General features: G+C 44.5%; 23 protein-coding genes, 1 pseudogene and 1 riboswitch. Of the genes and pseudogenes, 22 read left to right on the top strand and 2 right to left on the bottom strand.

The features are described from left to right. The first annotated feature begins 15 nt into the window (after positions 1 to 15). The 22 genes and pseudogenes from trxB to Q8P13_04460 all read left to right on the top strand — a co-directional run bounded on the left by trxB (position 16) and on the right by Q8P13_04460 (position 23,832). Positions 16 to 957 (top strand): thioredoxin-disulfide reductase, encoded by a 942-nt coding sequence (trxB, locus tag Q8P13_04565; GenBank protein MDP2671698.1) that lies wholly within the window; start codon positions 16 to 18, stop codon positions 955 to 957. Between the two features lie 6 nt (positions 958 to 963). Continuing rightward, entirely contained in the window at positions 964 to 2,202 is a 1,239-nt protein-coding gene (locus Q8P13_04560; GenBank protein MDP2671697.1) for a Glu/Leu/Phe/Val dehydrogenase, read from the top strand. Between the two features lie 356 nt (positions 2,203 to 2,558). Then, a pseudogene (nrdR, locus tag Q8P13_04555) lies at positions 2,559 to 3,005 on the top strand (transcriptional regulator NrdR). Between the two features lie 111 nt (positions 3,006 to 3,116). Further along, positions 3,117 to 5,723: an adenosylcobalamin-dependent ribonucleoside-diphosphate reductase gene (locus Q8P13_04550; protein MDP2671696.1), complete on the top strand. Its 2,607-nt coding sequence runs from the start codon at positions 3,117 to 3,119 to the stop codon at positions 5,721 to 5,723. Positions 5,724 to 5,876: 153 nt separating this feature from the next. Beyond that, positions 5,877 to 6,488, top strand: coding sequence for a hypothetical protein (locus Q8P13_04545; GenBank protein ID MDP2671695.1), 612 nt, complete (start codon positions 5,877 to 5,879; stop codon positions 6,486 to 6,488). After that, positions 6,454 to 7,410 (top strand): queuosine salvage family protein, encoded by a 957-nt coding sequence (locus Q8P13_04540; GenBank protein ID MDP2671694.1) that lies wholly within the window; start codon positions 6,454 to 6,456, stop codon positions 7,408 to 7,410. The genes Q8P13_04545 and Q8P13_04540 overlap by 35 nt, the downstream gene beginning before the upstream one ends. 47 nt (positions 7,411 to 7,457) lie before the next feature. Next, positions 7,458 to 7,958, top strand: a complete 501-nt coding sequence (locus tag Q8P13_04535) for an SET domain-containing protein (GenBank protein ID MDP2671693.1) — start codon at positions 7,458 to 7,460, stop codon at positions 7,956 to 7,958. A gap of 183 nt (positions 7,959 to 8,141) precedes the next feature. After that, positions 8,142 to 8,271: riboswitch (adenosylcobalamin-variant (AdoCbl-variant) riboswitch) on the top strand. 37 nt (positions 8,272 to 8,308) lie between these two features. Further along, positions 8,309 to 8,878: a DUF4430 domain-containing protein gene (locus Q8P13_04530; GenBank protein ID MDP2671692.1), complete on the top strand. Its 570-nt coding sequence runs from the start codon at positions 8,309 to 8,311 to the stop codon at positions 8,876 to 8,878. A 9-nt stretch (positions 8,879 to 8,887) separates the two neighbouring features. Continuing rightward, on the top strand, positions 8,888 to 10,075 hold the full coding sequence (locus Q8P13_04525; GenBank protein ID MDP2671691.1) for a terpene cyclase/mutase family protein: 1,188 nt from the start codon (positions 8,888 to 8,890) through the stop codon (positions 10,073 to 10,075). A 27-nt stretch (positions 10,076 to 10,102) separates the two neighbouring features. After that, positions 10,103 to 10,897 (top strand): DUF4430 domain-containing protein, encoded by a 795-nt coding sequence (locus tag Q8P13_04520; protein ID MDP2671690.1) that lies wholly within the window; start codon positions 10,103 to 10,105, stop codon positions 10,895 to 10,897. Positions 10,898 to 11,015: 118 nt separating this feature from the next. Continuing rightward, entirely contained in the window at positions 11,016 to 11,549 is a 534-nt protein-coding gene (locus tag Q8P13_04515; protein ID MDP2671689.1) for a hypothetical protein, read from the top strand. 13 nt (positions 11,550 to 11,562) lie between these two features. After that, positions 11,563 to 11,823 (top strand): DUF4342 domain-containing protein, encoded by a 261-nt coding sequence (locus Q8P13_04510; GenBank protein ID MDP2671688.1) that lies wholly within the window; start codon positions 11,563 to 11,565, stop codon positions 11,821 to 11,823. A 74-nt stretch (positions 11,824 to 11,897) separates the two neighbouring features. Further along, positions 11,898 to 13,676, top strand: a complete 1,779-nt coding sequence (locus Q8P13_04505) for a phospho-sugar mutase (GenBank protein MDP2671687.1) — start codon at positions 11,898 to 11,900, stop codon at positions 13,674 to 13,676. Continuing rightward, a complete protein-coding gene (locus Q8P13_04500) occupies positions 13,657 to 14,424 on the top strand; it encodes an inositol monophosphatase family protein (GenBank protein ID MDP2671686.1) in 768 nt (255 codons plus the stop codon). Before Q8P13_04505 ends, Q8P13_04500 begins: the two co-directional genes overlap by 20 nt. Before the next feature lie 49 nt (positions 14,425 to 14,473). After that, positions 14,474 to 15,499: a hypothetical protein gene (locus Q8P13_04495; GenBank protein MDP2671685.1), complete on the top strand. Its 1,026-nt coding sequence runs from the start codon at positions 14,474 to 14,476 to the stop codon at positions 15,497 to 15,499. A gap of 7 nt (positions 15,500 to 15,506) precedes the next feature. After that, positions 15,507 to 16,589, top strand: a complete 1,083-nt coding sequence (locus Q8P13_04490) for a dockerin type I repeat-containing protein (protein ID MDP2671684.1) — start codon at positions 15,507 to 15,509, stop codon at positions 16,587 to 16,589. A 308-nt stretch (positions 16,590 to 16,897) separates the two neighbouring features. After that, on the top strand, positions 16,898 to 17,437 hold the full coding sequence (locus Q8P13_04485; protein ID MDP2671683.1) for a hypothetical protein: 540 nt from the start codon (positions 16,898 to 16,900) through the stop codon (positions 17,435 to 17,437). A 54-nt stretch (positions 17,438 to 17,491) separates the two neighbouring features. Continuing rightward, positions 17,492 to 18,610: a signal peptidase I gene (locus Q8P13_04480; protein MDP2671682.1), complete on the top strand. Its 1,119-nt coding sequence runs from the start codon at positions 17,492 to 17,494 to the stop codon at positions 18,608 to 18,610. 116 nt (positions 18,611 to 18,726) lie between these two features. Then, a complete protein-coding gene (locus Q8P13_04475) occupies positions 18,727 to 20,937 on the top strand; it encodes a glycosyltransferase (protein MDP2671681.1) in 2,211 nt (736 codons plus the stop codon). Between the two features lie 66 nt (positions 20,938 to 21,003). Further along, complete coding sequence (locus Q8P13_04470) at positions 21,004 to 22,107, top strand: ABC transporter permease (protein MDP2671680.1); 1,104 nt, start codon at positions 21,004 to 21,006, stop codon at positions 22,105 to 22,107. After that, positions 22,104 to 22,964: an ATP-binding cassette domain-containing protein gene (locus tag Q8P13_04465; protein MDP2671679.1), complete on the top strand. Its 861-nt coding sequence runs from the start codon at positions 22,104 to 22,106 to the stop codon at positions 22,962 to 22,964. The genes Q8P13_04470 and Q8P13_04465 overlap by 4 nt, the downstream gene beginning before the upstream one ends. Positions 22,965 to 23,247: 283 nt before the next feature. Continuing rightward, positions 23,248 to 23,832 carry a hypothetical protein gene (locus Q8P13_04460; GenBank protein MDP2671678.1) on the top strand — a complete coding sequence of 195 codons (585 nt, stop codon included), beginning with the start codon at positions 23,248 to 23,250 and terminating at the stop codon, positions 23,830 to 23,832. 73 nt (positions 23,833 to 23,905) lie between these two features. Here the strand turns inward: Q8P13_04460 and Q8P13_04455 are convergent, their stop codons facing one another. Together Q8P13_04455 and Q8P13_04450 are read right to left on the bottom strand one after the other, a co-directional pair. Further along, a complete protein-coding gene (locus Q8P13_04455; GenBank protein ID MDP2671677.1) occupies positions 23,906 to 25,027 on the bottom strand; it encodes an AAA family ATPase in 1,122 nt (373 codons plus the stop codon). 73 nt (positions 25,028 to 25,100) lie between these two features. Beyond that, positions 25,101 to 25,784, bottom strand: coding sequence for a hypothetical protein (locus tag Q8P13_04450; protein MDP2671676.1), 684 nt, complete (start codon positions 25,782 to 25,784; stop codon positions 25,101 to 25,103). Positions 25,785 to 25,786: the final 2 nt, after the last annotated feature.

Below are 25,786 nucleotides of genomic sequence, written 5' to 3'. Positions count from 1 at the left end.
CTAAACTAAAAGTATATGGAAGTTAACGAAAAAGACGTTTATGACATTATTGTGGTTGGTTCTGGTCCGGCTGGTTTGACGGCGGCAATTTATGCGGCGCGGGCCAATCTATCGGTTTTTGTTATCGCTGGGGTTGAGGCAGGCGGGCAGCTGATTTGGACTACTGACGTCGAAGACTTCCCTGGTTTTCCGGAAGCCGTGCAAGGACCTGAGCTTGTTGAGCGTATGAGAAAGCAAGCTGAAAGGCTGGGGGCAAGGTTTATCAACGAAGATGTTGCCGGGATTGAAACTGACAACCAGCCTTTCAAACTAAAAACCAGCCAAGAGGAGTTTTCGGCTCGGGCAGTTATCCTAGCGACTGGGGCTTCGGCCAAATGGCTAGGTTTGGAGAGTGAGCAAAGGCTGCGGGCCAAAGGAGTGAGTGCTTGTGCCGTTTGTGACGCGCCTTTTTTCCGGGGTAAAGAAGTGGCGGTGGTTGGTGGTGGGGATGCGGCCCTACGTGAGGCAGTCTATCTGACCAAATTCTGCCCCAAAGTGATAATCATTCACCGCAGTGAGAAGCTACGTGCGTTTCAGGCGCTACAAGAAAAGGTTCGGGAAAACCCAAAAATCGAAATTATTTTTAACACTCAAGTCACTGAAGTTCTTGGAGAAAACACAATTACTGGGGTCAGGACAAAGAACACTGCCGGTGAGGAAAAAGAAATCAGTCTTGGAGGACTTTTCATTGCCATCGGACACAAACCCAACACCGATTTTCTCAAAGGTAAAGTTGAGCTGGATGAAAAGGGCTACATTGCTATAAAAGACAAATCGAAGACTTCGGTTCCGGGAATCTTTGCAGCTGGAGATGTCCACGATTGGCGCTATCAACAGGCGGTGACCGCCGCCGGAGCTGGCTGTATGGCCGCTCTGGACGCCGAGGAGTTTTTGGGAGAAAGAAAACCAAAAGGTTAAAAAAACATGCCCAGTCAGTTTGAAGATCTTCTCAGCAAACTTGAAAAATCCGCCGAGCTTGCAAACCTCGATCCGGATGAAATTGAAATCCTCAAAAACCCTGACAAAATTATTGAAGTTTCAATCCCCGTCCGTTTGGATGAGGGAACTTTGAAAATTTTCCAAGGTTTTCGAGTTCAACACAACAACGCCCGTGGCCCTTACAAAGGTGGAATCCGTTTTCATCCAGGGGTTACTCTCGATGAAATTAAGACTTTGGCTTTAGAAATGAGTTTGAAGACCGCGGTCGTGGACGTTCCTTTTGGTGGAGGGAAGGGTGGAATCATTGTTGATCCAAAAAAATTATCGGAACAAGAGCTAGAAAGATTAACTCGTGCTTTTACTCGGGTAATTGCCAACGATATCGGTCCTGAAATCGACGTGCCAGCTCCTGATGTCAATACCAACCCGAAAATTATGGCCTGGATGGCGGCTGAATACGCACGGGTGGTGGGTAAAAATGTTCCGGCCGTGGTTACCGGGAAGCCAGTTGAAATCGGCGGTTCCGAAGGGAGAGTCGAAGCCACAGGAAAAGGAGGTTACTTTGTCCTTAAGCAAGCTTTAGCTAAACTCAAACTTCCAGGAGAATTGACTGTGGCGGTTCAAGGCTTTGGTAATGTTGGAGCTGAAATTGCCAAAGAGCTTTTCGACTCCGGCTTCAAGATAGTTGCCGTATCTGATTCAAAAGGCGGAGTTTATTCAGAGACAGGTTTAGATATAGACAAAGTTGTTGAGTCAAAAAAGAACTCCGGTGAATTGGTCGAGAAAAATTTTGAAGGTCAGAAAATCAGCAACGAAGAGCTGCTGGAACTCTCAGTTGATGTCCTTATCCCGGCTGCACTTGAGAATCAAATCACCAAGGACAATGCTGCCAAGATTCAAGCTAAAGTCATTCTCGAAATGGCCAACAGCCCAACTACTTCAGAAGCAGATACAATTTTGCACAAAGAGGGAATTCAAGTCATCCCAGATATTTTGGCCAACGCCGGCGGAGTGACGGTTAGTTTTTTTGAATGGTATCAGAATCTCTTTGGTGAAGTCTGGACCAAGGAAGAAGTCTTCGAAAAACTGGAAGAAAAAATGGCTCAAGCTTTTTCCGAGGTCTTCGAACTAGCAGCTGAGTTAAAATCTACTCTGCGGGAAGGTGCTCTTTCTTTGGCGGTCAGAAAAGTTACCCAAGCCCAAAAACAACAGCATCATTGGTAGCTTTTTAGCAAGCGCCACCTCATATTGACAACCCTACATATAGGTGCTAGCATGGTAAATGTACTCAATATCTTGTGCCTGAGGCTTTCCATTCGTGAAAACCCCTTTTACCACTAACCTCTCGCACTTGATAGAAAAGACAAATATTTAGCGACTGGATTACCGATTTGATCCGATGAAGAGTCTTTAGTTCCTCACAGTCGCGCACCAGCAAGTAAAGGACAGTTACTTTAAAAGTTTTAAACAGCAGTTGTGATCGCTTCGGCGAGGAAACTTAGAAAGTCTTTATAGATCGCTTTGCGTTCTGTAAAATTAAACTTATAGCACGCCAAAGCATGCTGTAGTTTTTGAAAACTATGAAATGTCCATATTGTTCATTTTTTGACACTTCTGTTCTCGATAGCCGCGAGACAGAAGATCTCGAATCAATCCGCCGTCGCCGTGAGTGTCTCAAGTGTGGTAAACGTTTTACCACTTACGAGCGGATTGAAATGGTGAACTTGATTGTCATCAAAAAAGATGGAAGACGCGAGCAGTTTGACCGCAAGAAACTGGTTAATGGTTTTCTCAAAGCCACGGAGAAGCGACCGATTGGGATGGATCGGATCGAAAAAGTCGTTTCGGAAATTGAGTCAGAACTAAGAAGTAAAGATTCAATCGAGATTCCTTCAGTAGAAATCGGTGAGATCGTCATGAACAAACTCAAAGTTTTGGATAAAGTCGCCTACATCCGTTTTGCTAGTGTTTACCGCTCTTTTGGAGATCTTGAGGCTTTTGAAAAAGAAGTTCGCAATTTGTTGCGAAGCGGGAAACCCGCAAGCAAGAGTGAATCTGAGGGTTTTCGCCCCCAGAAGACGACATTAAAAGACAAGACTAAAATTAGTCACGTTAATTAATCAAGGAGGTACTGCCAAATGGCTGTGAAAGCTAAATCTAAATCCAGACAGCAGGGATTTGTCTTCTCAGAGAAACTACAAAAGAAACTAGAATCTTTGATCGAGGATAGCGAGCAAACCCAGCTCGCCGGAGTTAGAGCCAAAGTTTTCACCGATCGCTACTCTTTGAAAGATGCTGCCGGCAACTCTGTCGAAAAACATCCAGAGGAGATGTGGAAGAGAGTGGCTGCCGGGCTAGCCCAAGTTGAAAAGACCGCCGAACAACAAAAAGAATGGACCAAGAAATTTTATTCCGCCCTCAAAGGTTTTAAATACGTTCCCGGCGGTCGGGTTCTTTCTGGAGCTGGGACTCCCTACGAAGTGACTTTCTACAACTGTTTCGTCATTCCCTCACCGCACGATTCCCGCAATGGTATCATCGACAATCTCAAACTTATGGTCGACATCATGTCCCGCAGCGGAGGTGTAGGCATCAACTTGTCCTCGCTTCGGCCTCGTGGGGCGCGTGTCAAAAAAGTGAATGGCACTAGCTCCGGACCGGTGAATTGGGCTGAGCTTTACTCGACGGCGACTCATGATGTCATCCAGCAAGGTGGGTCTCGAAGAGGCGCTTTGATGCTGATGATCGATGATTGGCACCCGGATGTTGAAGAGTTCATCACCGTCAAAAAAGATTTAACCAGAATTAACGGTGCTAACCTCTCAGTTTGTGTTTCCGATGCTTTCATGGAAGCTGTAAAAAATGACAAAGACTGGGATCTCTACTTCCCAGATATTACTGATCCAGACTACGACAAGCTCTGGGATGGGGACATCAGCAAATGGAAGGCGGAGGGCAAAAAAGTTGTTGTCTACAAAACTGTCAAAGCCTCTGAGGTTTGGAACAAAATCTGTGAAGCTGCCTGGGCCTCTGCTGAGCCAGGGTTACATTTCATTGAAAGATCGAACAAAAGAAGCAACACTTGGTACTTCGAAAAACTGATCGCCACCAACCCTTGCGGTGAGCAGCCGTTGGGAGCCTGGGCAGTCTGCAATCTGGGTGCGATGAACCTCTCTGCCTTTGTCAAAGAAAACAGCGAATTCGATTTCGAAGATTTGGAAGAAAAAGTTCACATCGCCATTCGGATGATGGACAACGTCGTTGATGTCACCGGCTACTATTTTCCGGAAAATCGAGAGCAGCAGATGGGGATTCGTCGCACTGGGCTCGGAACCATGGGTTTGGGAGATGCCTTGATAAAAATGAAACTTCGCTATGGCTCTACCGAAGCCCAACCAGTGATCGAAAAAATCTACAAAACGATTCGGGATACAGCTTATGAGGAAAGTGCCTTGCTAGCTAAAGAAAAAGGAGTCTTTTCGAACTTTGAGCGCGAAAAATACTTGCAGGGTTGGTTCATCAAAAAACTTCCGAGCCGAGTGCGCGATCTCATTGCGAAGAACGGTATTCGCAATGCTGTCCTTCTCACTCAAGCTCCAACCGGAACGACCTCTCTAGTTAGTGGAGTTTCCTCAGGGATTGAGCCGGTTTACGATTTCGCCATGGTGCGTCGTGACCGTACTGGTGAGCATACCATTTACCACCCTCTCTACGAGGAGTGGAAAAATGCCAATCCTGAAGCGGAAAAAGCACCCGAATGGTTTGTCAGCGCTAATGACCTGACTCCGGAAGAACACGTGACCGTCCAAGCTCTAGTCCAAGACTACACTGACAGCTCAATTTCAAAAACCGTCAATGCACCAAACGAACACAGCGTCGAAGAAGTCAAAAGACTTTACATGCAAGCTTACGATGCCGGCTGTAAAGGTGTGACCTACATGCGCGATGGCTCTCGCGAAGGAGTCCTTTCCCACATGGACAGTGAAAAGAAAGAAAAAGAGGAAACCCCGAGTGCTCAAGTTCCGGTTCACCTGCGCAAACGCCCAGATTATCTAACCGGAGTAACCCGCCGTATTGCTACTCCGGTAGGACATGCCTTTGTCACCATCAACCTTGATCCCGAGGGTAACCCTTTCGAAGTTTTTGTCAATGTCGGCAAGGCTGGCAGCGACATCACCGCGGATGCCGAAGCCATTGGTCGGCTGATTTCTCTCGCCCTACGCATTCCAACTGGTTACTCACCCAAAGAAGTCGCTCAGCAGGTCGTCAACCAACTTGCCGGTATTGGAGGTTCTTCCCAGCGCGGTTTTGGCTCAGGACGAGTCTTTTCTCTAGCGGACGCGGTTTCAAAAGTTGTTTCGGAATACCTCGGCAAAGAGAGTACATATCCACAAATCACTGATGAAATTGCTAGTACTACCAATGGAGCAGTGACTGCCAATGGTGCTACCAACGGCAACGGTCACGCAGTGGTAGCGAGCAACGGCCACAACGGCAATGGGGTGACAAACGGAAACGGGCACAGTAGCAGTGGAGTTACCAACGGTAACGGCAATGGTCATGTTACACCTGATGCTTCGGTTGAAAAAGTCGAGGCTCCGGCTGCCTTTACGGCAACAAGTGCACAGGCGGTCTCAATGAAAAATGTCCGAAGAATGGATCTCTGTCCGAAATGTGGTGTCGCCAGCTTCGTCCACGAAGAAGGCTGCGCAAAGTGCTTAAATTGTGGACATAGCGAGTGCTAGTTGGTTAATCAGACGGTGTAAGGAGTGAGTTGGAAGACCGCGTAGGATTAGATACTATATTATTCTAACGCTATTTCCTAGAATTGACAATATTTTTCTCAAAACTTAAATTTAGATTATTAGCTCTTTCCAAAGTTGATAAATTTAGGAACCTTGAGAGAAATAAAAAATGTTTTAGAAACTGAAAAATATAAATACTACATACATGCGGGAATTGGACTTTACCTACTAGGCTTTCAAGGTAACCATCAAGATATCGACTTTAGAGTTTTCCACCCCAACATCAAAGAGCTCTATCTTTTTCTAGAAAAACAACTAAAAACAAAAGTCAGCCTGAGACGACCGAAAAACATTTATCACGGCCGCTACGATAATCACTGTATTGAAATCGAGGACGGAGAATTTGATATTACTACCGAGTTGGTTACGGTACGTGAAGGAGTCAGATTTGAGGTCCCGTTCTCAGAAGAATTTTTCTCTAATATCACTTACGAACGTTACTTAGGTATTAGTTTACCAGTGACCTCTTTAGAAAATATTTTTCTTTACTACTTGATACACCGGCGCGGTCAGCGAATGGGAAAAAAGGATGAGAAAGATATTTTGGAAATTTTAGAGTCAGGAAAGTTGAATGAGAAAAAATTTAAGTCGATAGTTGATCAGATGAAAGCGAAGACGGAATTAATGCAACTTTTTTCTTATTACAAAAATATGCTAGTATCTTTTGCACATGTTAACCAAAGAAAAAATCCTCGACTCGGTTAAAAATGTAGTTGATCAGGCTCAATTAGTTACCATTGACGAAGAAGCTATTGATTCCTATGCCAAAAACTTTGTTCCCACAAAAACTGTTCATTGGAGCCGCGCTTATCCACTAGGCTACAAATCCGACCGACCCAAAGAAAAAGAAATTGGTTTTTTGATTGTTCTGGGCAACCAAGCTTTTTGCTATTGGGGTCACCCGAGTAAATGGACGCTTGAGTACAAGGGACAAAAGCTTGACGGTTGGTGGGGCAATATTGCTGCTTTTGAGAGAGCGCTCGAAGAAGGCAACGACATTAGTGACGGAAATTTTCTTGCTGATCTTAGTCTCGAAAAAACCCAGGAAATCTATCGAGGGGAACCGGAAACTCCACTTTTGAGACAGCGCTACGATCTCATGAAAGCGCTTGGGGAGAGGTTGGTTGAAAAGTATCAGGGCAAGTTTGGCAATTTCTTTGAGGAGCACAAAAAGGACGCCCTAACTCTTGTTGCAGGGCTAGCAAGCGAGCTTCAGGGTTTTGATGATGTCCCAACGTATAAAGGCAAAGAAGTTTACTTTTACAAAAAAACGCAAGTAGTTTTGGCTGACTTGCACCACCTAGTTGAGCCGATTGTCGGGATTGAAGAGATGCACGGCTTTGCTGACTACAAAGTTCCAGCGATTTTGCGCACTTTGGGTTTGCTCAAATACAGGCGTGATTTGGCTGAAAAAGTGGACAACCGAGTTGAGCTAGACCAGGGAAGTGAAGAAGAAATTGAAATTCGGGCCAGTATGCTTTGGGCTTGCCAACTTCTTGCCGAGAGGTTAGAAAAGAGAGGAATTAAACTCAACCAACTTGACTTGCAAAATGTCCTCTGGATTGCTTCCCAAGACAAAACCAAACTGGATAAGCCCTACCATCTCACCCAAACAATTTATTACTAAGTTTGACTTTCAGAAAGCAAAGCAGGATAATTTTTGTAGCTGCCCAAATGAAAAAGTCATTCCTTTCCCCAAAGATTGTTCTGGCACAAAGTAAAATCGGACAAGGGCTTTTTGCTTCGGAATTTATCAAAAAAGGCGAGCTGCTCGTTGACTACCGCCAAGGACCAGGCAAGTTCCTCCCCACCAAAGAGGCCAATAAATTTTTTGATTTGGGCTATGATTACATGCTGCAAACCGGGGAAGACCAATTTTTTGTGGCTACCAACAAAAACGAACTAGAAGATGTCGACTTTATCAATCATTCTTGTGACCCCAATTCAGGTTTTTCTGGAAAGCTGAGACTTGTAGCGATGAGAAGTATTTATCCTGGAGAAGAAATCACTTTTGACTATGCAATGAGCGAATCTTCGCACTTTGAGATGTACTGTGACTGTGGTAGTTTGAACTGTCGACGGGTGATCACTGGCGATGATTGGTACAAAGAAGAAATCCGAGAAAGATATAAGAATTACTTTTCAGAGTATCTAAAAAGGAAAATGATGTCATGATTTTTGTAGGTATTGGCGCAGCAATTATCTCTTTTTTCGCAGTTGCCTTTTTTCTCCTCAAGAAATTCACAGGTAAGCAGTAAGTAGAAAAAGTTGCAGTCTTGACAGAAAAATTGCCACGTTTTAAAGTAATAAACACTTAACAATTAAAAACTCAAAGGACCCTCGCCTCGCTGAAGTTTTTCAGCGAAGCAGGAATTGGTGAAGCCCGGTGTAATTCCGGGGGAGTGCCGCTACTGTAGACCCAGAACCCAGCCTTTGAATTACTTCGAGCAAAGGACAAGAACAAACTTCTCAGCTCGAGAAGTTTTTTGTTTTTTAGGACCTCCTTTCTCGAAGGAGGTTTTTTGATGAAAAACAAAGTTTCTTTATTTATCACAACAGCTTTAATAATTTTGGTTGGTTCGACTATTGTCCTCGGCGAAATCCAGAGTACCAAATCAACTTCGAATCTAGAATCAAACAAAACTGTAGTTGAAGAGAGCAATAAAAAAAGCAGCCAAGAAAATACAACTCAACCAGATGACGGTCTGGAGAAAGCTTCAGGTCAGACTAAAGCAGCAACTATCCAAAAGACTGCACCAGCGGTGGTAGCCGACAAAAAATCTTCAAACCCAACCAAAAGCCAAATTCCCGAAGTAAAAACAGTTTCTTTAAAAATAGACACTGGAGAAGATTCTTATGACTACCAAGTTGACTGGATCGAGGGGATGACGGTTTTTGAAGTTTTGGACGAAGCTCATACAAAATTTAACTTTTCTTTGAAATACACAAACTACGGTAGTTGGGGAGCCTTTATCACGCAGCTGCATGGGGTTGAGGGCGATTGGACCTACAAAGTAAACGGTGAAGCGCCAAGCAAAGGTGCTTCAGTTGTTACTGTGAATGAGAACGATATTATTACTTGGAAAAAAGTTTAGGAGGCTAGAATGACCAAAACCAAACTTTCGACTGCCCTTGTTAGTTGCCTAGCTGCCCTCAGTTTACTGCCAAGCGTTGCTTTGGCTGCAACACCCGATGTTAGCGGCAACATCACTTCGTTGGTAAGTTATTTACAATCGCAACAAGACAGCTCCGGACAGATTACCGGCTTTGGGGGAGAGACTTCCTGGACGATCATGGGACTAGAAGCGGCCGGAATTGATCCCAATACTATTGAAAATTCAGGAAACTCGGTTGTCGATTTCCTGAAAAATAATCAGCCAGACGCTGCCGCCACTACTGCTTGGGAGAGAGACTTACTTGCCGTAACTGCGGCCGGGCAGAACCCCTTTACCTTTGGTGGTGTCAACTATGTTGCCAAAGTTCAGAGTTTTGCCAGTGCAAACCAAATTGGTTCAATCGCAGGGGTAAACGATGATATTTTCGGAGTTTTGGCTTTGATTTCTGCCGGACTAAGTGCCAATCAACAGATCATTTCTGACAGTGTTAATTTTATCCTTGCCCATCAAAATTCAGATTTTGGTTGGAGCTATTCGACTTCAGGAAGCTCTGATTCAAATGATACTGCAGCGGCTGTTTTGGCTTTAAAAGCAGCTCAAGATGCAGGTTTTACAAATTCTGGCTTGGACAGTGCAATTACAAATGCCGTTAACTATTTAACTAGTCTGCAACAAGCTGATGGTGGTTGGGAGTACCAAACCGGTTTTGGTACTGATGCTGCTTCAACTGCCTGGGTGATCCAAGCTGTGCTTGGTGATGATATAGTGGTTAGCAATGGTCTTAACTTTCTTGTTTCCAAACAAGGGCAAAATGGAGGCATCGATGGTGGTTTTGGAATTGATACTTTTACCTCCTCCAACTCTCTAACTGCCTTGGCTCAGAAAAGTTTTCCAGTCATGGTTTTCGAAGGCACTTTCGAAGAGCCGAATCAAGAAGAGCCAAACCAACCAACCCAACCAGATGAAAACGAGCCTGGAAATGAGAATAACGATCCAGGAAGTGACAATAATGAGGACCCAAAGGTAACTGGTAGCGATAAGGATGGTGAAGTTTTGGCTGCCGATACTTTGCCAAACACTGGTTTTGATACTTCAGTCTGGTTTATCTTTGGGTTCGTAGGGGTTAGTTTTGGTGCAGTGTTTTCGCTTCTTTCAGAGAAGATGTTCAGGAAGTAAGAGGGAATCAACAGAGAGGAGAGAGTGATGCAAAGACCTATAAGCCGGAGGCGAATGCTTGGCTTGGTTTCAGCTGCATTAGCGGCAATTGTTCTTGAAGCTTGTGGGATGGGTAATCGAGATCAAGTTGGACAGACTCCAGAAAGTACAGCTCGGACACCTGGTAAGACGAGGGTAAGTTCGAGTCCAACTTCCACTGCTCGACCTACAACCGCGCCTCAGACTACACCTGTCTCCTCAGGAGAGACTGTTGTAGCAGGCAGTCAAAGACCAAACTCTGAAGTTGAGGTAGTTGGAAGCTCTGAACGGTCGTCTATAGTTCAGACAGATCCAGCTGTGGAAACTCCTGTGTCGACGCAACCAGCAGCCTCACCGGCTATGGAAGAGATTGGTGCTCCAACGACTGAGCCAGCAACAGCGATACCGCCTCCGACTGAGGTGGTGAACCCAGATCCGTCACCAACACCGTCTGAAGTTGCTCCAACCTCAACGTCAGAGCAACCGACAGCGACTGTGGAGGCTGGGATGGTAGTCACCTTGGAAGTTCCTGCGGCCGGTATGGTTGTTTCCGAGCGGATTCCAGAAGGCTCAACAGTTTGGGATTTTCTGGTATTTGTTGGTCAGAAGAATGCTGTTGCACTGCAAGCGATTAATTTCCCAGAACCGTTGGGTCAATTCATTGGAGGGATCAGCAGTGTAGGTGGAGACTCAAACTCTGGTCCTTGGTTGAAGTACTCTGTAAACGGGCGATCCGCCGGCGTTGGGGTCTCAAATATGAGACTTCAGTCTCAAGACAGAGTGACCTGGGAGCTGGGCTATTAACCTTCGTTTCTGTCAACTCTCTGAAACACCTGTTCCAGAGAGTTGCTCCTACTTAGAATCGGGGATATTTGGATCTAGACTTAAAAAAAGAAATAAGTTAAAGTAGTTTTCATAGTTTATGAAAAACATTAACTCATTGATTCTACCAGTCCTAATTATCGTGCTCGCTGCCTCCCTGCGGATACTTCCTCACCCAGCGAACTTTGCTCCGATTGGTGCGATGGCTCTTTTTGGCGGGGTCTATCTAGATAGGCGTTTAGCTTTGGTTTTGCCGCTCTCGGCAATGATTGTTTCGGACATCTTCATTGGCTTTGACGGTTTTGACTCTCGGCTGGTTATTTACGGGAGCTTTCTACTGATTGGGGCTATTGGCTTTTGGCTACGCAATCACAAAAGTGCGGTCAACGTTTTGGGGGCTTCTTTGCTTTCCTCAGTTCTTTTCTTTCTGATTACCAACTTTGGGGTTCTCTACACTGAAAGTCTTTATCCGAAAACTTTGGAAGGTTTGTTCCAAAGCTACCTGATGGGGATTCCTTTCTTCCGAAATACTGTTTTGGGAGACCTTTTCTATACTGGAGCTTTTTTCGGAGGTTTTGAACTAGTAAAAAGCTTGGTCGTTGACAAGAAGGTTAGTTTCAGTAAAGTTAAATAGGAGGTAAATCAAAGTGGCTAAAAAAGACCAGACTTCGGCGAGACGAGAAGAGTTTAGAGTTAAAGGTGAAGATGTTGTCCGCAAAGTCAAAGAACTGATCAAAGAGGGTAACGTCCGTCGGGTCACTATTACAGATAAAAATGGCAAGACTATCGCTGAATTTCCGCTTACCGTTGGGGTAGTTGGTGCGGTTCTTGCCGCCCCCCTCGCCGCGATGGGAGCACTCGCGGCTTTGGTGACTGAATGCACGATTTCGGTTGAACGCGAAGAATAAACCCCTCTTTCGAACAGACGATCTGCTATAATTTCAATTACATGACGCTTTAGCGGTATATACTCAATTTAACCATGGATGAACTAAAAAACAGACTTTCTCCTGAGGCATTCAACAACCTAGAAAAATGGTTAAACGAACCCCAGTATTCGGACTTTCGGGAGGAAATAAACAAATTAATTTCCAACAAAGACTTTGAAGAACTTGAAGACGCCTTTTACACTCATATCCAAATTGGTACAGGCGGGATACGGGGCAAAGTGGGTTCTGGACCAAATCGAATTAACCTTCAAACTATTGGAGAAGCGGCCCAAGGATTGGCGAACTTTATCAAAGATTTTGGTGAGGAGCTAAAAGCAAAAGGAGTTATAGTTGGTTATGAAGCCCGGAAAATGTCGCTACCTTTTGCCCAACTTTGTTGTAGTGTTTTTGCAGCTAACGGAATTAAAGCTTATCTTTTCAATTCTCTCCGCTCCACCCCAGAGGTTTCTTTTGCGGTTCGTTTTTTGAAAACTGCCGCTGGAGTTCAGATCACTGCTTCCCACAACCCTAGAGCCGATAATGGCTTTAAATTCTACTGGAGTGATGGCGGTCAGGTAGTCCCTCCGTTAGATTTAAAATTTATGGAACAGGTCAAAAAAGTCGATAGCATCAAAACGACAGATTTTTCTTCAGCGCTCGAAAAAGGTCTGATCCAAATGGTAGGAAATGAAGTAGACGAACCGTATTTGACAGCGATTCGGGGACTTTCACTCACCAAAACTCGTAGTGCTAAAATCGTTTTTAGCCCAATGCATGGAGCAGGCGTAAATAACGTCTTACCTGTTTTGAAAGCAGAAGGTTTCGAAGTTGTAGTAGTACCTGAACAAGCCAGCCCCGATGAAAAATTCCCAACTGCTCCGAACGGTTTAGTTGACCCAGAATACCCACAAGTGATGAGTCTAGCGGTAGCGCTGGGAGAGAAGATCGCTGCCGATCTCGTTGTTAATTCCGACCCTGATGCCGATCGAATTGGGGTGGCCTCAAAGGTTACCCACGACTCAAACAAAGTCCAATTTCTCAATGGTGATCAAGTAGGGGTAGTCCTGGCGTCCTTTGTTTTGGAACAGCTAAAACTGCAAAATAAACTCTCGAGAGACTCGTTAGTCGTGGAAACTTACGAAACCACCAACCTTATTTCCGATATCGCTGCAGGCTACGGAGTGAAAGTCATTGATGATCTACTCGTTGGCTTCAAATTTATCGGTGAAGTGATTGGAAAACTTGAAGATAAGAATGATTTTGTTTTCGCCGCCGAAGAAAGCCTTGGTTATCTGCGCTCTAGTTTTGTGCGCGACAAAGATGCAGCAATTGCCGCTCTTACTTTAGCTGAACTTACTAGTTTTCTTAAAGATCAGGGAAAAACTCTAGTTAATTACTTAGATGAAATTTATCAAAAATACAGCTACTACAAAAACATCCTAAATATGGTTGAGATGCAGGGTCGGGTTGGTTTTGAAAATAGAGCCAAAATTATGCTTTCCTTGCGAACAAAACCCCCACTTGAGATCGCTGGACTAAAGGTTTTGAAAACCATTGACCGTTTACCCGCAGAACAAAGAAGGGCGGAAAACTATGTTTGTGGAGCTACTGGAGACCAAATTACCTTTATTCTCTCTGAAGATGAAAAAACAAAGGTCACTGCTAGGCCTTCCGGAACTGAGCCAAAGATCAAATATTATATACAGCACCAACAAAAAGTGGCGGGAGATTTGAGTCAAACAAAAAACCAAGTCGACTCTTTAGCAAAAAGGATAGAAGAAGAAATGCTGAATCTTCAAGAAAGGGTTTTACATGCTACAAACCGCCATTAAAGCAGCGAAAGAAGCAGAAAAAATCATTCTTGGTTATTATGACCAAGTTCTCAAAGAAGAAAGAAAAGCCGACCACACGCTCGTGACCGTTGCGGACAAAAACGCCGAAGGGATGATTCGCGAGATTATTCTGGCCGACTATCCGAACCACAAAATTCTCGGGGAAGAAGAAGGCCAGATTGGGGTTGGAGATTCTGAATATCTTTGGATAGTGGACCCAATCGACGGGACGACCAACTACCATTCACACATCCCAATGTTTGCCACCTCGATTGCTCTCTACAAAAACAAAGAGCCTCTGCTTGCGGTTATAAATTTACCAGCTTGGGACAAAATGATTACTGCCGAAAAAGGAAAAGGAACTTTTTTGAACGGAAAAAGAATACATGTGTCGGAAAAAGACGAACTTGAGTACAGTCTACTCTCGTTTGGCTATGGTCCGGGCGAGGAAGTCAGGAAAAAAACAGCCGAAATTTTTTCGCGTTTCATCACCAAAACCCGCACCGCTCGAATTTTCGGCAGTCAAGTCGTCCAAGGAGCTCTGGTTGCCATTGGCGAGACTGAAGCTTTTATTTCCACTGGAGCCTCAAAATGGGACTATGCCGCCACTTCCCTGGCAGTGATCGAGGCTGGTGGTCTCGTTACTGATCTGGCCGGGAAAATCTGGACTATTGATTCAACTGAGTTTGTCGCCGCGGGCCCAAAACTGCACCCCAAAATCATTGAAGTTATTGGTTTTGGTAGCTAGATAAATGAAAACTTGACAAGCAGAACAACTGTTAGCCATAATTAAAAAGATGAATCCTGCCAAAACAATCAACCGTTTGTTGGAAAGATTTGAGCACCAGACTCGATCAACGAAGCTGGCTTTGGTTGGTGTTTTGGTTATCTTTGCCGCCATTCCCGTTACTGTTTTTGCAGTTTATGGTGTGCGCTCACTTACTCCTCAGGCCGCAACTGGAAAACCTTCAAGCTTAACTCCAGCCTACAGTACCTACAGTACTACGCCAACCTTTAGTTGGAACTGTTACTGCTACACGACCAAATATAGAGTTTATCTTCGTGAAGGAGATGGCAATTTCTATGCTGGGTCTTGGTACAAAGAAGTTTTTGGGACGAGCGGAAAAAATTCTACTATCTTTGGCGGCTGGATCAACAACAATTACAAATCGGCCCCAGCTTCTCTCACCGCTGGAAAAACTTATTATTGGGCGGTTAGTTGTGTGACTGGTGGGTGTAAGACTTCAGCAACTCAGGCATTCACCGTCCTTACGAAAGACACCTCGCCACCTGAAGTTTCTATGGGTACAACCCTGACCAAGCCAACTTCACTTACTTTTTACTGGAGTACTTATGATAATGTTGGAGTTGTTCGCCAAGACATCTCTTTAGGAGTTACTACTGAGACTTCCACAGGGATTATTCCTTTGGGGTCAGGTATAACGTCATATACCTACAACAACCTTACTCCGAATACACTTTATTACTACAATATCAGAGCTTATGATGCAGCAGGAAATGTGGGTGGCAGGTCAGGAGGTATTAGGACAGATGATATAGACAGTGATGGTGATGGGTGGTTAAACGGGGTTGAAATCTGGATGGGTACCAATCCTAACTTAAAATGTGGTGGAGCTTCTGCTTGGCCACCAGACTTGAATGGGGACAAAGTTGTTTCCTCAGCAGACCAGTTTTTGTTATACAAGGCAATAGCTAGCCCACCAGCGAATATAAGAAGATATGAATTTTACCCAGGTGATAATGTTTTGAACTCGAAAGATTCGGAAGCTCTTGCGAAGTATGTAGGACAGAGATGCCAGTGAATTTAAAATGAACGATGAACAAGAAGATCACAAATTTACTCTCAAAAGCATAAACCTAGGAATTCTTGCCTCTCTCATTATTCTCATTTCAATACCGATTACTGTTTTTGCAGTTTATGGTGTGCGCTCACTTACTCCTCAGGCCGCAACTGGAAAACCTTCAAGCTTAACTCCAGCCTACAGTACCTACAGTACTACGCCAACCTTTAGTTGGAACTGTTACTGCTACACCACAAAATATCGAGTTTATCTCCGGGCCTATAATGGGAATTTTTACTCAGGATCTTGGTACAAGGATGTGTATGGTAGCAGCGGAGTCAACTCGACAAACTTTGGTGGTTGGAGTAGTGCAAGCTACGGAACCCCACCAAGCCAATTGACAGTTGGCACCACCTACTATTGGACCGTTTCTTGTGTAACTGGGGGATGTACCACAGCTTCAACCCAGGCTTTTACGGTTCTTTCAAAGGATACTACCCCACCTGTTCTGACGGTAAACGCCACAAATATCACTACCAACTCGATTACTTGGAAATGGTCGGCGACAGATAACGTTGGGATTTCTGGTTATTATGTTTGTACCTCTTCTTCTGACCTTGTTGATCCAAAGTATTATGAGGACTACAATCCTCCTAATGGTCCAACCGGAGGAGGAAGTTCGGGGATCTGTTCGCCCCTTTCATTAGAGACAACTCAAACGTGGTCGAATTTACGGGATAGTTCGAAGTATCAAATTAGAGTAGGTGTGGACGATACAAGTAATAACAATACATCAGTAACTAAAGAAGCCAGGACTCTCAAAAAAGATAGTGATGGAGATAGCTTTGGAGATGCGGCGGAGTCACATATGGGGACCAGTCCGACAGCAGCCTGTGGATCAAGCGCTTGGCCAATAGACTTCAATAGTGACAAAAAAGTAACCTCTGCTGATCAGTTACTTTTGGCTAAATACATTGGAGCAGACTACAAGGGAACTAAAAGCTCCTCCGGGAATTATTACAGAAAGAGATATGACTTGAACCTTGATGGCTACATAAACTCCACTGACCAAGGTTTTGTAACAGCTGCCCACGGTAAGACGTGCACCTAGTTTAAACCAAAATCCTCTCAGCACTCATCCAAGCAAAAAGATACAAATAGACCTAGTTGACACCTCCACTTTGCGATAGTTTATACTCACTTCGCATTCAAAATTTCCTGATCGTTAAGTAAAAACTGTACAGCCGACCGCCAAGGAGAGGCCTATATTAAAAATCCTGCCAAAAGTTTGCTGCCATGACTGTCCAAAATATCTGCTTACAAAAAAATAGTAACCAACGAGCCGAAACAGGACAGTTGGTTTTTTTATGCCAATTTTCAAAAAGAAATTGGTTGAAGGGGAGAGGAGGTGAGAAATAAATGGCAATAAACAAAAGAGTAGCTTTTGGTTTTCTCACCATTGCCGCAACCCTAGCTGCGGTTGTGGGAATCACTTTAGCTGTTTTTACTGACACTGCGACTCTATCCAACAACACCTTAAGTACTGGTGATGCCGATCTGCAAATAGCGGAATGGACTGGTTCAGCGTGTGGTAGTTTTGCAAGCTCAACTCCGGGGATTGATTCAGACGATTTGGCCCCTGGGCAGGAAGAGGTATTACCATTTTGTCTGAAAAACAACAGTGACAGTGCGATTAGTCTTGATATCACTGCCGCAACCTCTATCGACTCGGGTGCCCTTGATCCAAGTCTGGTAACAGTTGCACTAGATTGTGGTAGCGGGGTAGTGAGTGGGACTTTGGACGCCCCTTTTCCTGGGACAACTATTGTAACTATTGCTCCTGACGCAGAAGTCGGATGCAACATCAAACAAACCCTCAGTGGTTCAGCGACAAACAGTGCCTCCAACAAGAGTATTCAGTATGATGTAGTCTTTACTGGAACCCAAGTCGTACCTTAATGTCTAGATTTTAGGCTGGTTCCGCGGTTGCGGAACCAGCCGGGTAAAGAGTTTATGATTGTAAAAGCCTTTAACTCAGTTTTCATAGTTTTTATTTTTACCATCACCCTGGTACTTACCCTCTCTGCTTTAAACTGGGTTCGATTGTTGGTGGTAAAAACAGGAAGTATGAGTCCAAACCTTCCGATAAATTCACTTTTGGTTGTTTTTCCAGAAAAAAGTATTTTCAGTGATAAAAACAAAAACTATGAAACAGGGGAAGTCGTCAGCTTTCAGTCGGCAGGAACGCAGAGTTTAATTACTCACAGAATTAACAAGATAGTTGAGAAAGATGGAATCACTTATTATCAAACCAAGGGAGATGCTAATCAAGGCCCAGATTCGACACTGATCCGAGACAGAAATATTTTTGGAAAAGTCGTTTTTTCAGCTCCCCTTTTGGGAGTGTTGGCTGCCTTTCTTGGCAGCTTCCCCGGGCTATTTATTCTTGTAATCATTCCAGCTAGTTTTGTTATTCTCCATGAATTTTTGGTTATTGCCGAGGAAATGAAGAGAATGAAAAAAAAGAAAAAGGAGAAACTAAATACCAGAGTTTTAACTGCGCCGGCTCTTGTACTTATTTTTTTGCTCTTTGCTGTTCCTGCCTTTAGTCTCTTCAAAAGTAGTGTAATTTTAGAGAGTAATCGACTTTCAACTGGTGAAATTTCGAGTGCTCCTTTAGAATGTAGTGATATTGAGTTTTCCGGAGAGCCTATTTTGGGAACTGAGGCCTCCGATAGGCTGATCGGAACTGCCGGCAACGACTTGATTTTTGGTTTTGGTGGGGGAGATCTTATTGAGGGTAAAGGTGGTAACGATTGCCTTGTTGGTGGAGACGGCGGTGATAAGTTGAAAGGTGGGCCCGGTCAGGACATTCTCCTTGGTGGTCAGGACAGTGATTCGCTGCAAGCGGGCTCTGGTGCGGATGAATTGTTTGGTGCCGAAGGCTCCGATAGTCTAAATGGCAGCAGTGGCAACGATAAATTGTTTGGTGGACCAGGTAGCGACGGGCTTTCCGGAGGTTCTGGGGAGGATTTTCTTGATGCAGGGAATGGTTCAGATAAAAACGATGGTGGAGCACAAACAGACACCTGCTTGAACGGAGAAAACAACCAAAATTGTGAGGTGTTCTGAGCTGAAAATCAAACTATTTTTCCAGTAGAATTTCAGTTTAATTAGGTTTATAATGACTTTGCCTCCTACGGAGAAGAGATCATTTCTGCCTAGTTACCAGTTAAATAGTTGTTTTTATGGCAAAAAGTGTATTGTCAAATCAAAAATTTGTCTTTCTTGACGAGTCCGGTCGACGCTGGAAGACTTTTTGCTTGGCTTTTTTGGTCTTGGGTTTTGCTCTTGCTCTTGTGGCCGGTTTGGTACTCTGGGAGTTTTTTGGAGGAGCTAGAAATAAACTAACGAAAATCCAAGGGGAAACAAACCGAGATGTGATAGACAAAATTAGTAAAAAAACACCGGGGGAAATTTCGGTCCACGGTTCTGGGACAATTATTCAAATAAACGCGGACCAAGAAAAAAATACCTACTCAATCAACAGGGAAAAATCGAACAAAGAAAAAACAGTAGTTTTGTCATTTGACGATGGTCCAGACCCGAACTACACTCCAAAAATTCTTGAAATACTCAAGAAAGAAAATGTTTCCGCAACATTTTTTGTTGTTGGGAGTCAGGTTTTGAAATATCCGGAATTGGTTAAAAAAATTGTTGAAAACGGATTTGAGTTGGGAAATCACACTTTCTCTCACGTTGCTATTGGTCAAAACCCTATGGAGCGCTTGAATAGAGTTAATTTTGAGATTGATTTCAATCAAAATTTGATCGAGCAGGCGACAGGTATTAGTCCCAAATTGTTTCGCAACCCATATTGGGGTCAAGAGAACGAAATTTCGATGGATAGTTTGATCCTTACCACTTTTGCCTTGGACAAAGGTTACTTGGTATCAACCCCGACTCTTGACTCTAATGACTGGCAGGAGAGGAACATCAAGAAAATCGTCCAAAACAGTACTACCAGTACTGAAGGCCCAGTAGTTTTGCTTTTGCACGATGCCGGAGGTGATCGGCGCAACACCGTTCTTGCTCTTCCTGAGATCATCAAGTATTACAAATCCCAAGGCTATAGTTTTCAAACTTTGGCTGCTTTGTCCGGAAAAGCTACCATGCCGCGGGTCTCATTGAGAGAGTCGGTTTCGAGTAATCTTTTGGTTGTAGGGTATAAATTCTTCAAGGCGTCTCCGAGACTTCTGGACCCGGTCTTTTTGATTGGCCTCGGTTTTACTCTGACTTACAGTTTGTTCCTGATCATTTTGGCGAACTTAGAATCATACCGCTCGCTTCGTTTCAAAAAGACTTTGGCAAAGGGAAATTTTCGACCTTCAATTAGCGTCTTGGTACCGGCTTACAACGAAGAGAAAGCGATTGCTGCTACAATCCATTCGGTTCTAGCCTCGAACTACAAAAAATTCAAGCTTTTCATCATTGATGATGGATCCACGGACAATACCAATAGGCTGGCCAAAAAGTTTGAGAAAGACAGCCGAGTTAAGGTTCTTGCCAAAGAAAACGGAGGAAAATTTTCTGCTTTAAACTATGGCTTGAGGTTTGTTCGATCAAGTGTTTTTGTCGCTCTTGATGCTGATACTCATCTCGACAAAAATGCCCTTGGGAGCTTAGTAAAATTTTTTGCTGATCCCAAAGTTGGCGCTGTGGCAGGCAATGTAAAAGTCGGCAACCGAGAAACTATCCTCGGTAAGTTGCAGGCAATTGAGTACACCATGAACCTGAACCTAGAACGAAACGGCTACAGCGCGCTGAACTCGATTTTGGTGGTTCCAGGGGCTCTAGGAGCGTGGAGAAGTAGTGTAGTGAAAAAAATCGGGGGTTATTCAGGCAGGACCCTGACAGAAGATGCAGAGTTGACGATACGGCTTTTAAGGGCCGGTTTCAGAGTAGTTTATGACAAAGAAGCAGTTTCCTATACCGAGGCGCCGACCAAAATCTCAGATCTCATCCGCCAAAGGTTTCGTTGGACCTTTGGGGTCTTTCAGACCTTTTCGGCTCACAGCAACCTAATTTTTAGACGCCGCCATGGCTTTTTGGGTTGGCTCGTTCTGCCCTTTACAATTTTTGTCCAGATCCCGATCATGCTTTTATCGCCCTTGATGGATCTTTTTGCTATCTTTGCTTTCTTTTTCATTTCCGCCAAGCTCGTTCTTATTTACCTCAGTCTCTATCTTTTGACGAGGTTGATTCTTGGTATTGTTGCCTTTGCTTTTGAGAGAGAGTCTGCCTGGGTTTTGATTCTCATGCCCTTGCAAAGACTTTATTATCAGCCGATTCTTTATATCTCTCTTTTTAAGGCGCTTTGGGCCTTGCTAAAGGGTGCTCCGGTAGAGTGGAAAAAACTTGATCACGAAGGCAACCTAAGTTTAGGCACCCCTAGCTAGTCTCTACTTGAAGAAACCTTTCCTTTAGTTCAAAATAAAAGAAGTTTTGTACTGACCTTTCAAACTATGGTTTCAATTGCCCTAAGAAATCTTTTTGCAGAAAAAACCCGTTTCGCAATCTCTGTAGGTGGTGTCGCTTTTTCTGTCATGCTTATTTTGATCATTCTCTCCCTTTATCAAGGGTGGCGTGTTAAGGCAACCGAGTATATCCGGGGTATTGATACTGACCTTTGGGTTACTCAATCAGGCTCGGCTGATATCACCAGTAGTGCTTCACTCATTCCAGACTCAGTTGGGCTAAAAATAAAGACACTTCCCGGAGTGTCCCAAGTAAATAAATTTGTGGGTAAGCCAGTCAGTTTTTCCCTGAAAAATAAAGACGTCAACACCTATATCGTTGGTTTTGATCCAGAAAAGCCAATTTCTGGACCAAAGAAAATGCTCTCAGGGAAGAAAGTACCGGACGAAGGAGAAATAGTGGTAGATAAAGTGCTAGCCAAAAACAAAAAATTGGAAATAGGAGAATTCGTCGAAATCTTTGGGACGAGCCTCAAAGTAGTGGGAATTGCTGACGGGGCCAACATGTTTCTTTTTCAATTCTCCTTTATCGACCAAAAAGAAGCGATTAAACTTTTTGGCACAGAAGGCTTTACCAACTTTTACTTGGTAAAGACTGACTCTGGCAAACTCGACGAAGTAAGGGACGAGATCAACCAAATTGGTGGTGTGGATGCTTTGGATAGGGAAGAATTCGTCGATAAAAACCGACGCCTAATTGACGAAGTTTTTGTTCCAATCATTGCAGTCTTAGTTCTGATCAGTGTTTTAGTGGGAACCGCCGTGATTGGGCTAACTATTTACACAGCTACTATCGAAAAAGCGCGGGAATTTGGCGTTTTGAAGGCAATTGGTGGGTCAAACCTGCAAATTTATCAGATTATCTTTCAGCAGTCCTTCGTTTCAGGAATAATTGGTTATTTCGTCGGGGTTGGTCTAACTTTCTTGCTACTTTGGATTATTCCGAACTTCGTTCCTGTTTTTGTCACGACTACGAGAGGGGTAGATTTGGTCAATGTTTTTGTTTTGGCCAATACAATGAGTATTTTTGCTTCTTACATACCAGTACGGCGGATAATTCATATTGACCCAGCTGAGGTGTTTCGATCATGAGGTTGCCAGAAAAACCAACTTTAGAACTGAAAAATGTAACCAAAATTTTTGGCTTCGGCACGATCCAAGTTCGAGCAGTAGATGACATCAATTTTGAAGCTTGGGCAGGTGAAGTTGTTCTGATCATGGGCCCCTCCGGATCAGGTAAAACTACTTTTATTACTATTGCTGGAGCGATGCTGAGACCTAGCCAAGGATCAGTCAAAATTGATGGAGAAGAAGTTGCTGATGCTGACGATCGGACACTAACAAAAATCCGTCAAGCTAAAATCGGTTTTATTTTTCAATCCTTTAATTTGCTAGAAAACCTGACTGTTTTTGAAAATGTTCTTGTGCCTTTGCTCCTGGCCCGTGTTCCAAAGAGACTAGCTAGACAAAAAGTAAACGGTCTTTTGGAAACTTTTGACCTGACTCAGAGAAGAAACTTTCGTCCCAGAAAACTTTCTGGAGGCGAGCAGCAGAGAGTTTCTATCGCTCGAGCCCTGACCAACGATCCCAAGCTCATCCTTGCTGACGAACCAACCGCCAACCTTGATTCTAAAAAAGGAAAAGAGGTGATGAGGCTTCTGTCTCGTGTGGCCAAAAATATGGGCAAAACCGTCGTGGTGGTTAGCCATGACGAAAGGCTCAAAGAAATTGCTGACCGCATCCTTTGGCTCGAAGACGGACGTTTCAAAGAAATCGAAATACTCGAGCACGATCCAAACTGTGGCACCAGAGTGGAAAAGACAGCGACCACCCCACAACTAGTTACTTCTATCAAGACCTATTATTTCTGTTCAAAAGAATGCAAAGAGGAATTTGAAGAAAAGCAAACCCCCCCAAATCCTAAGAGCGAAGCTCGCAGGGCACTTTAGTGCCCTATAACTAATTGATTTGTCTTGACACTACAGTGGCCTCTCTCTAAAATAAAACCCGTTCTTTCTGCCTCTTTTTTCTGCCTTCAAATAAAATGAAAACGTGAGCCGACCGCCAACGGAGGCTCAGAGCAAAAGTGCTTGTACTGAAAGCTTTTGGATACTGCCATGAAAACTGTCTCAGCCAAAAAGCAAAAAAAGATGCGACCAACTTCCGTTTTTTGGGGGTTGGTTTTTTGTTGTCAATTTACAGTTTAAGAAGATGAAAGGAGGTGAGAAATAAATGAAAAGACTTTTCACAATTCCTGGCTTGGGTTTAGCCGGAGTTGCTCTAGCAGTAGTGCCCGCCTTGGCTGACAACACCGCTAGCAACTCAAACACCGGTGCTGGATCAGTCAACACTGCAATCGCTACAAGCGTTTGTTCTTCTGTCATTGGGCAGAGCAACGTTGTCGATATCAACAACGATATTAGTGTTAACGCTAACACTGGTGGTAATAGCGCCAGCCAGAACACTGGTGATGGTTCGGTGACGACTGGGGATGCCAGCGCAACTGTTTCGATCGTCAATTCCGGAAGTTCAAATACAGCTAGCAACGGTTGCACGTGCGAGTGTGACGTAAACAATGCGGCCACAAATGAGACTACTGGAGCAGGTTCCGTCAACACCACAACTGCCAGCAGTACAAAAACTAACACGGTAGGGCAGAGCAACAATCTCAAGGTGAAAAACAAAGCCAAAGTCAAAGCCAAAACTGGCAAGAACAAGGCGAACAAGAACACAGGTAGTGGTACAGTTGAGACTGGTGGAGCGACCACTTCAGTTGGTGTTGCCAATAGTGGTGGAACAAACACAGTAAGTCCGTAAAACTTAAACTTACTTTGTTTTTAGAAGGTTCAGAGCCGCCTGCAGGCGGCTCTTCCTTTTTTACTAGAGGGCTTTACCACTCAGGAAGAAAATCTTTGAGGTTTGAGGAATTAATTGTGACCTGTTGGAGACTGCCATCAACATATTTTCGCGCTACTTTTCTCAAAATTCCGTTGATGGTCCTTTCCATATTGCGAACATCAATTTCATAGCCAAAGGGTTTGATTACCAGAGGCCAGACCGCTTCATCAAAGCTGACTGTTTCCGGTTTCAAACCAACAACACTGAGTTCCCGTGGGAAAAGATAGTCGCGGGCAATATGAATTTTGTCATCATCAGTGTAGCGGGGCATTAAAATTACTTCCATGCGGTCCATGACCGCGCTTGTAATATTACCCAATTTGTTGGCCGAGCAAAGAAAAAGGACCTCAGAGAGATCAAAAGGGAAGTCGATATAGTAATCAGTAAAAGCAGAGTTTTGCTCTGGATCGAGAAGCTCGAGAAGAACACCCATGATATCAGAAGCAGCTCCCTCGGCGGTTGAATCAATTTCATCGAGAAGGACAACGGGATTTTTGGTTCCGGCGCGACGAAGGCTCTTGACGACCATCCCCGGCTCTGCCTCAGGATAACCCCGTGGTTGTCCCCTTAAAACAAGGGCGTTGCTCATTCCTCCCATCGGGATACGAACAAATTCTCGGCCCAAAGCTTGCGCGATCGCTAAGGCAAAGGAGGTCTTCCCAGTTCCTGGCAAACCGACAAAGCAGAGAACCGGGGAGCGGGAAATTTTGATGACCCCGGAGTTTTCCGCTTCGCTTTGTAGTTTTAAAACTGCTAAATACTCAATGATTCGTTCCTTGATTTTTTCAAGCCCGTAGTGGCTTTTGTCGAGAGTTTGCTTCGCTAAAGTTAAATCCAACTTGTCTTCACTTCGGTTTTCCCAAGGTAAGGCAAGCAGCCAGTTTATGTATTTTGAGGTTGATTCATAGTCAGCTTGATAGCTACCAAACTGCATGGAGCGGTTGAGCCGTTTTAGCCTGTCAGCTAGGTCTAGCTTTAGAGTTGCCGGGATTTTGGAAGACTCGACTTTGTCTAGAAGAACCTTGTTTTCCGCAAGGAAATTGCCCTCGAGCTCGCTTTTGGAAGCGAAGGGGTGATCTTGATTGCCAGCAGGTTTTTGGGCAGAAGCAGCCATTCTATTTTGAGTTTAGCGTGAATAGACGTGCCAGTCAAACAGCTGTGGCTTGTGATCGGTGTTTAAAAAACTCTTAGCTCTGGAAAGGTAAGGCTTTTTGGGTGTAAAGGAAAACCCCAATTGCGACTAAGATCAGAAGGACAACCACCAAAAAAATTACAATTGGAAAACCGCCGGATTTTTGGACGGTACTGGCTTGGACTGAGTTGGGTTTGTCCGCTTCTGGTGCGGAGGCATCTTCTTTGTGTTGCCAGGGAAGAACCACATCGCTTGGTGTGGGCGCCGGAGCAGCTGGTGCTGGTCCTGGTGCAGAGACTGCAGCGGGAGTAGGTGGGTTGGGACTTGAGTTTGCTGCTTCAGGTCTCATCCAAGACGGTCCGACCGCAGTATCGAGGGCAGGTGTTGGTGTTGATCCCATTGGTGTTGCTGGCATAGGGCTTGGAGTCGGTGCTGGGGCCAGATTGTCTGCTGGCGCGGGCCGCTGCGGAGTCACAACTGGTGCTGGCGGTTCCGGTGTTGGTATAGGTTGCGGTGTTACGCTCGGAGTTGGTTCTGGTATCGCTGTCGGAGCGGCGCTTGGTGCCGGTTCTGGAGGGGGCGGAGGAGCAGGTACTTCAGGTGTTGTCAGAGGATCGGTTGTCGTAGGCGGTGCTGGATCTATCCCGACTACTGGTGGGCTTGGTTGAGTCGTTGGTTCAGCTGGAGTTGGGTTTGGTACAGCCGGGGTGGTTGGATTGGTTTGATTTTCTTCGGGCATGA

It is taken from the genome of bacterium, from assembly GCA_030704665.1.
Lineage (GTDB): Bacteria > Patescibacteriota > Microgenomatia > Woykebacterales > RBG-16-39-9b > JAUYID01.
Note: the sequence above shows the minus strand (reverse complement) of the source record. Positions and strands in the feature narration are given on the sequence as shown.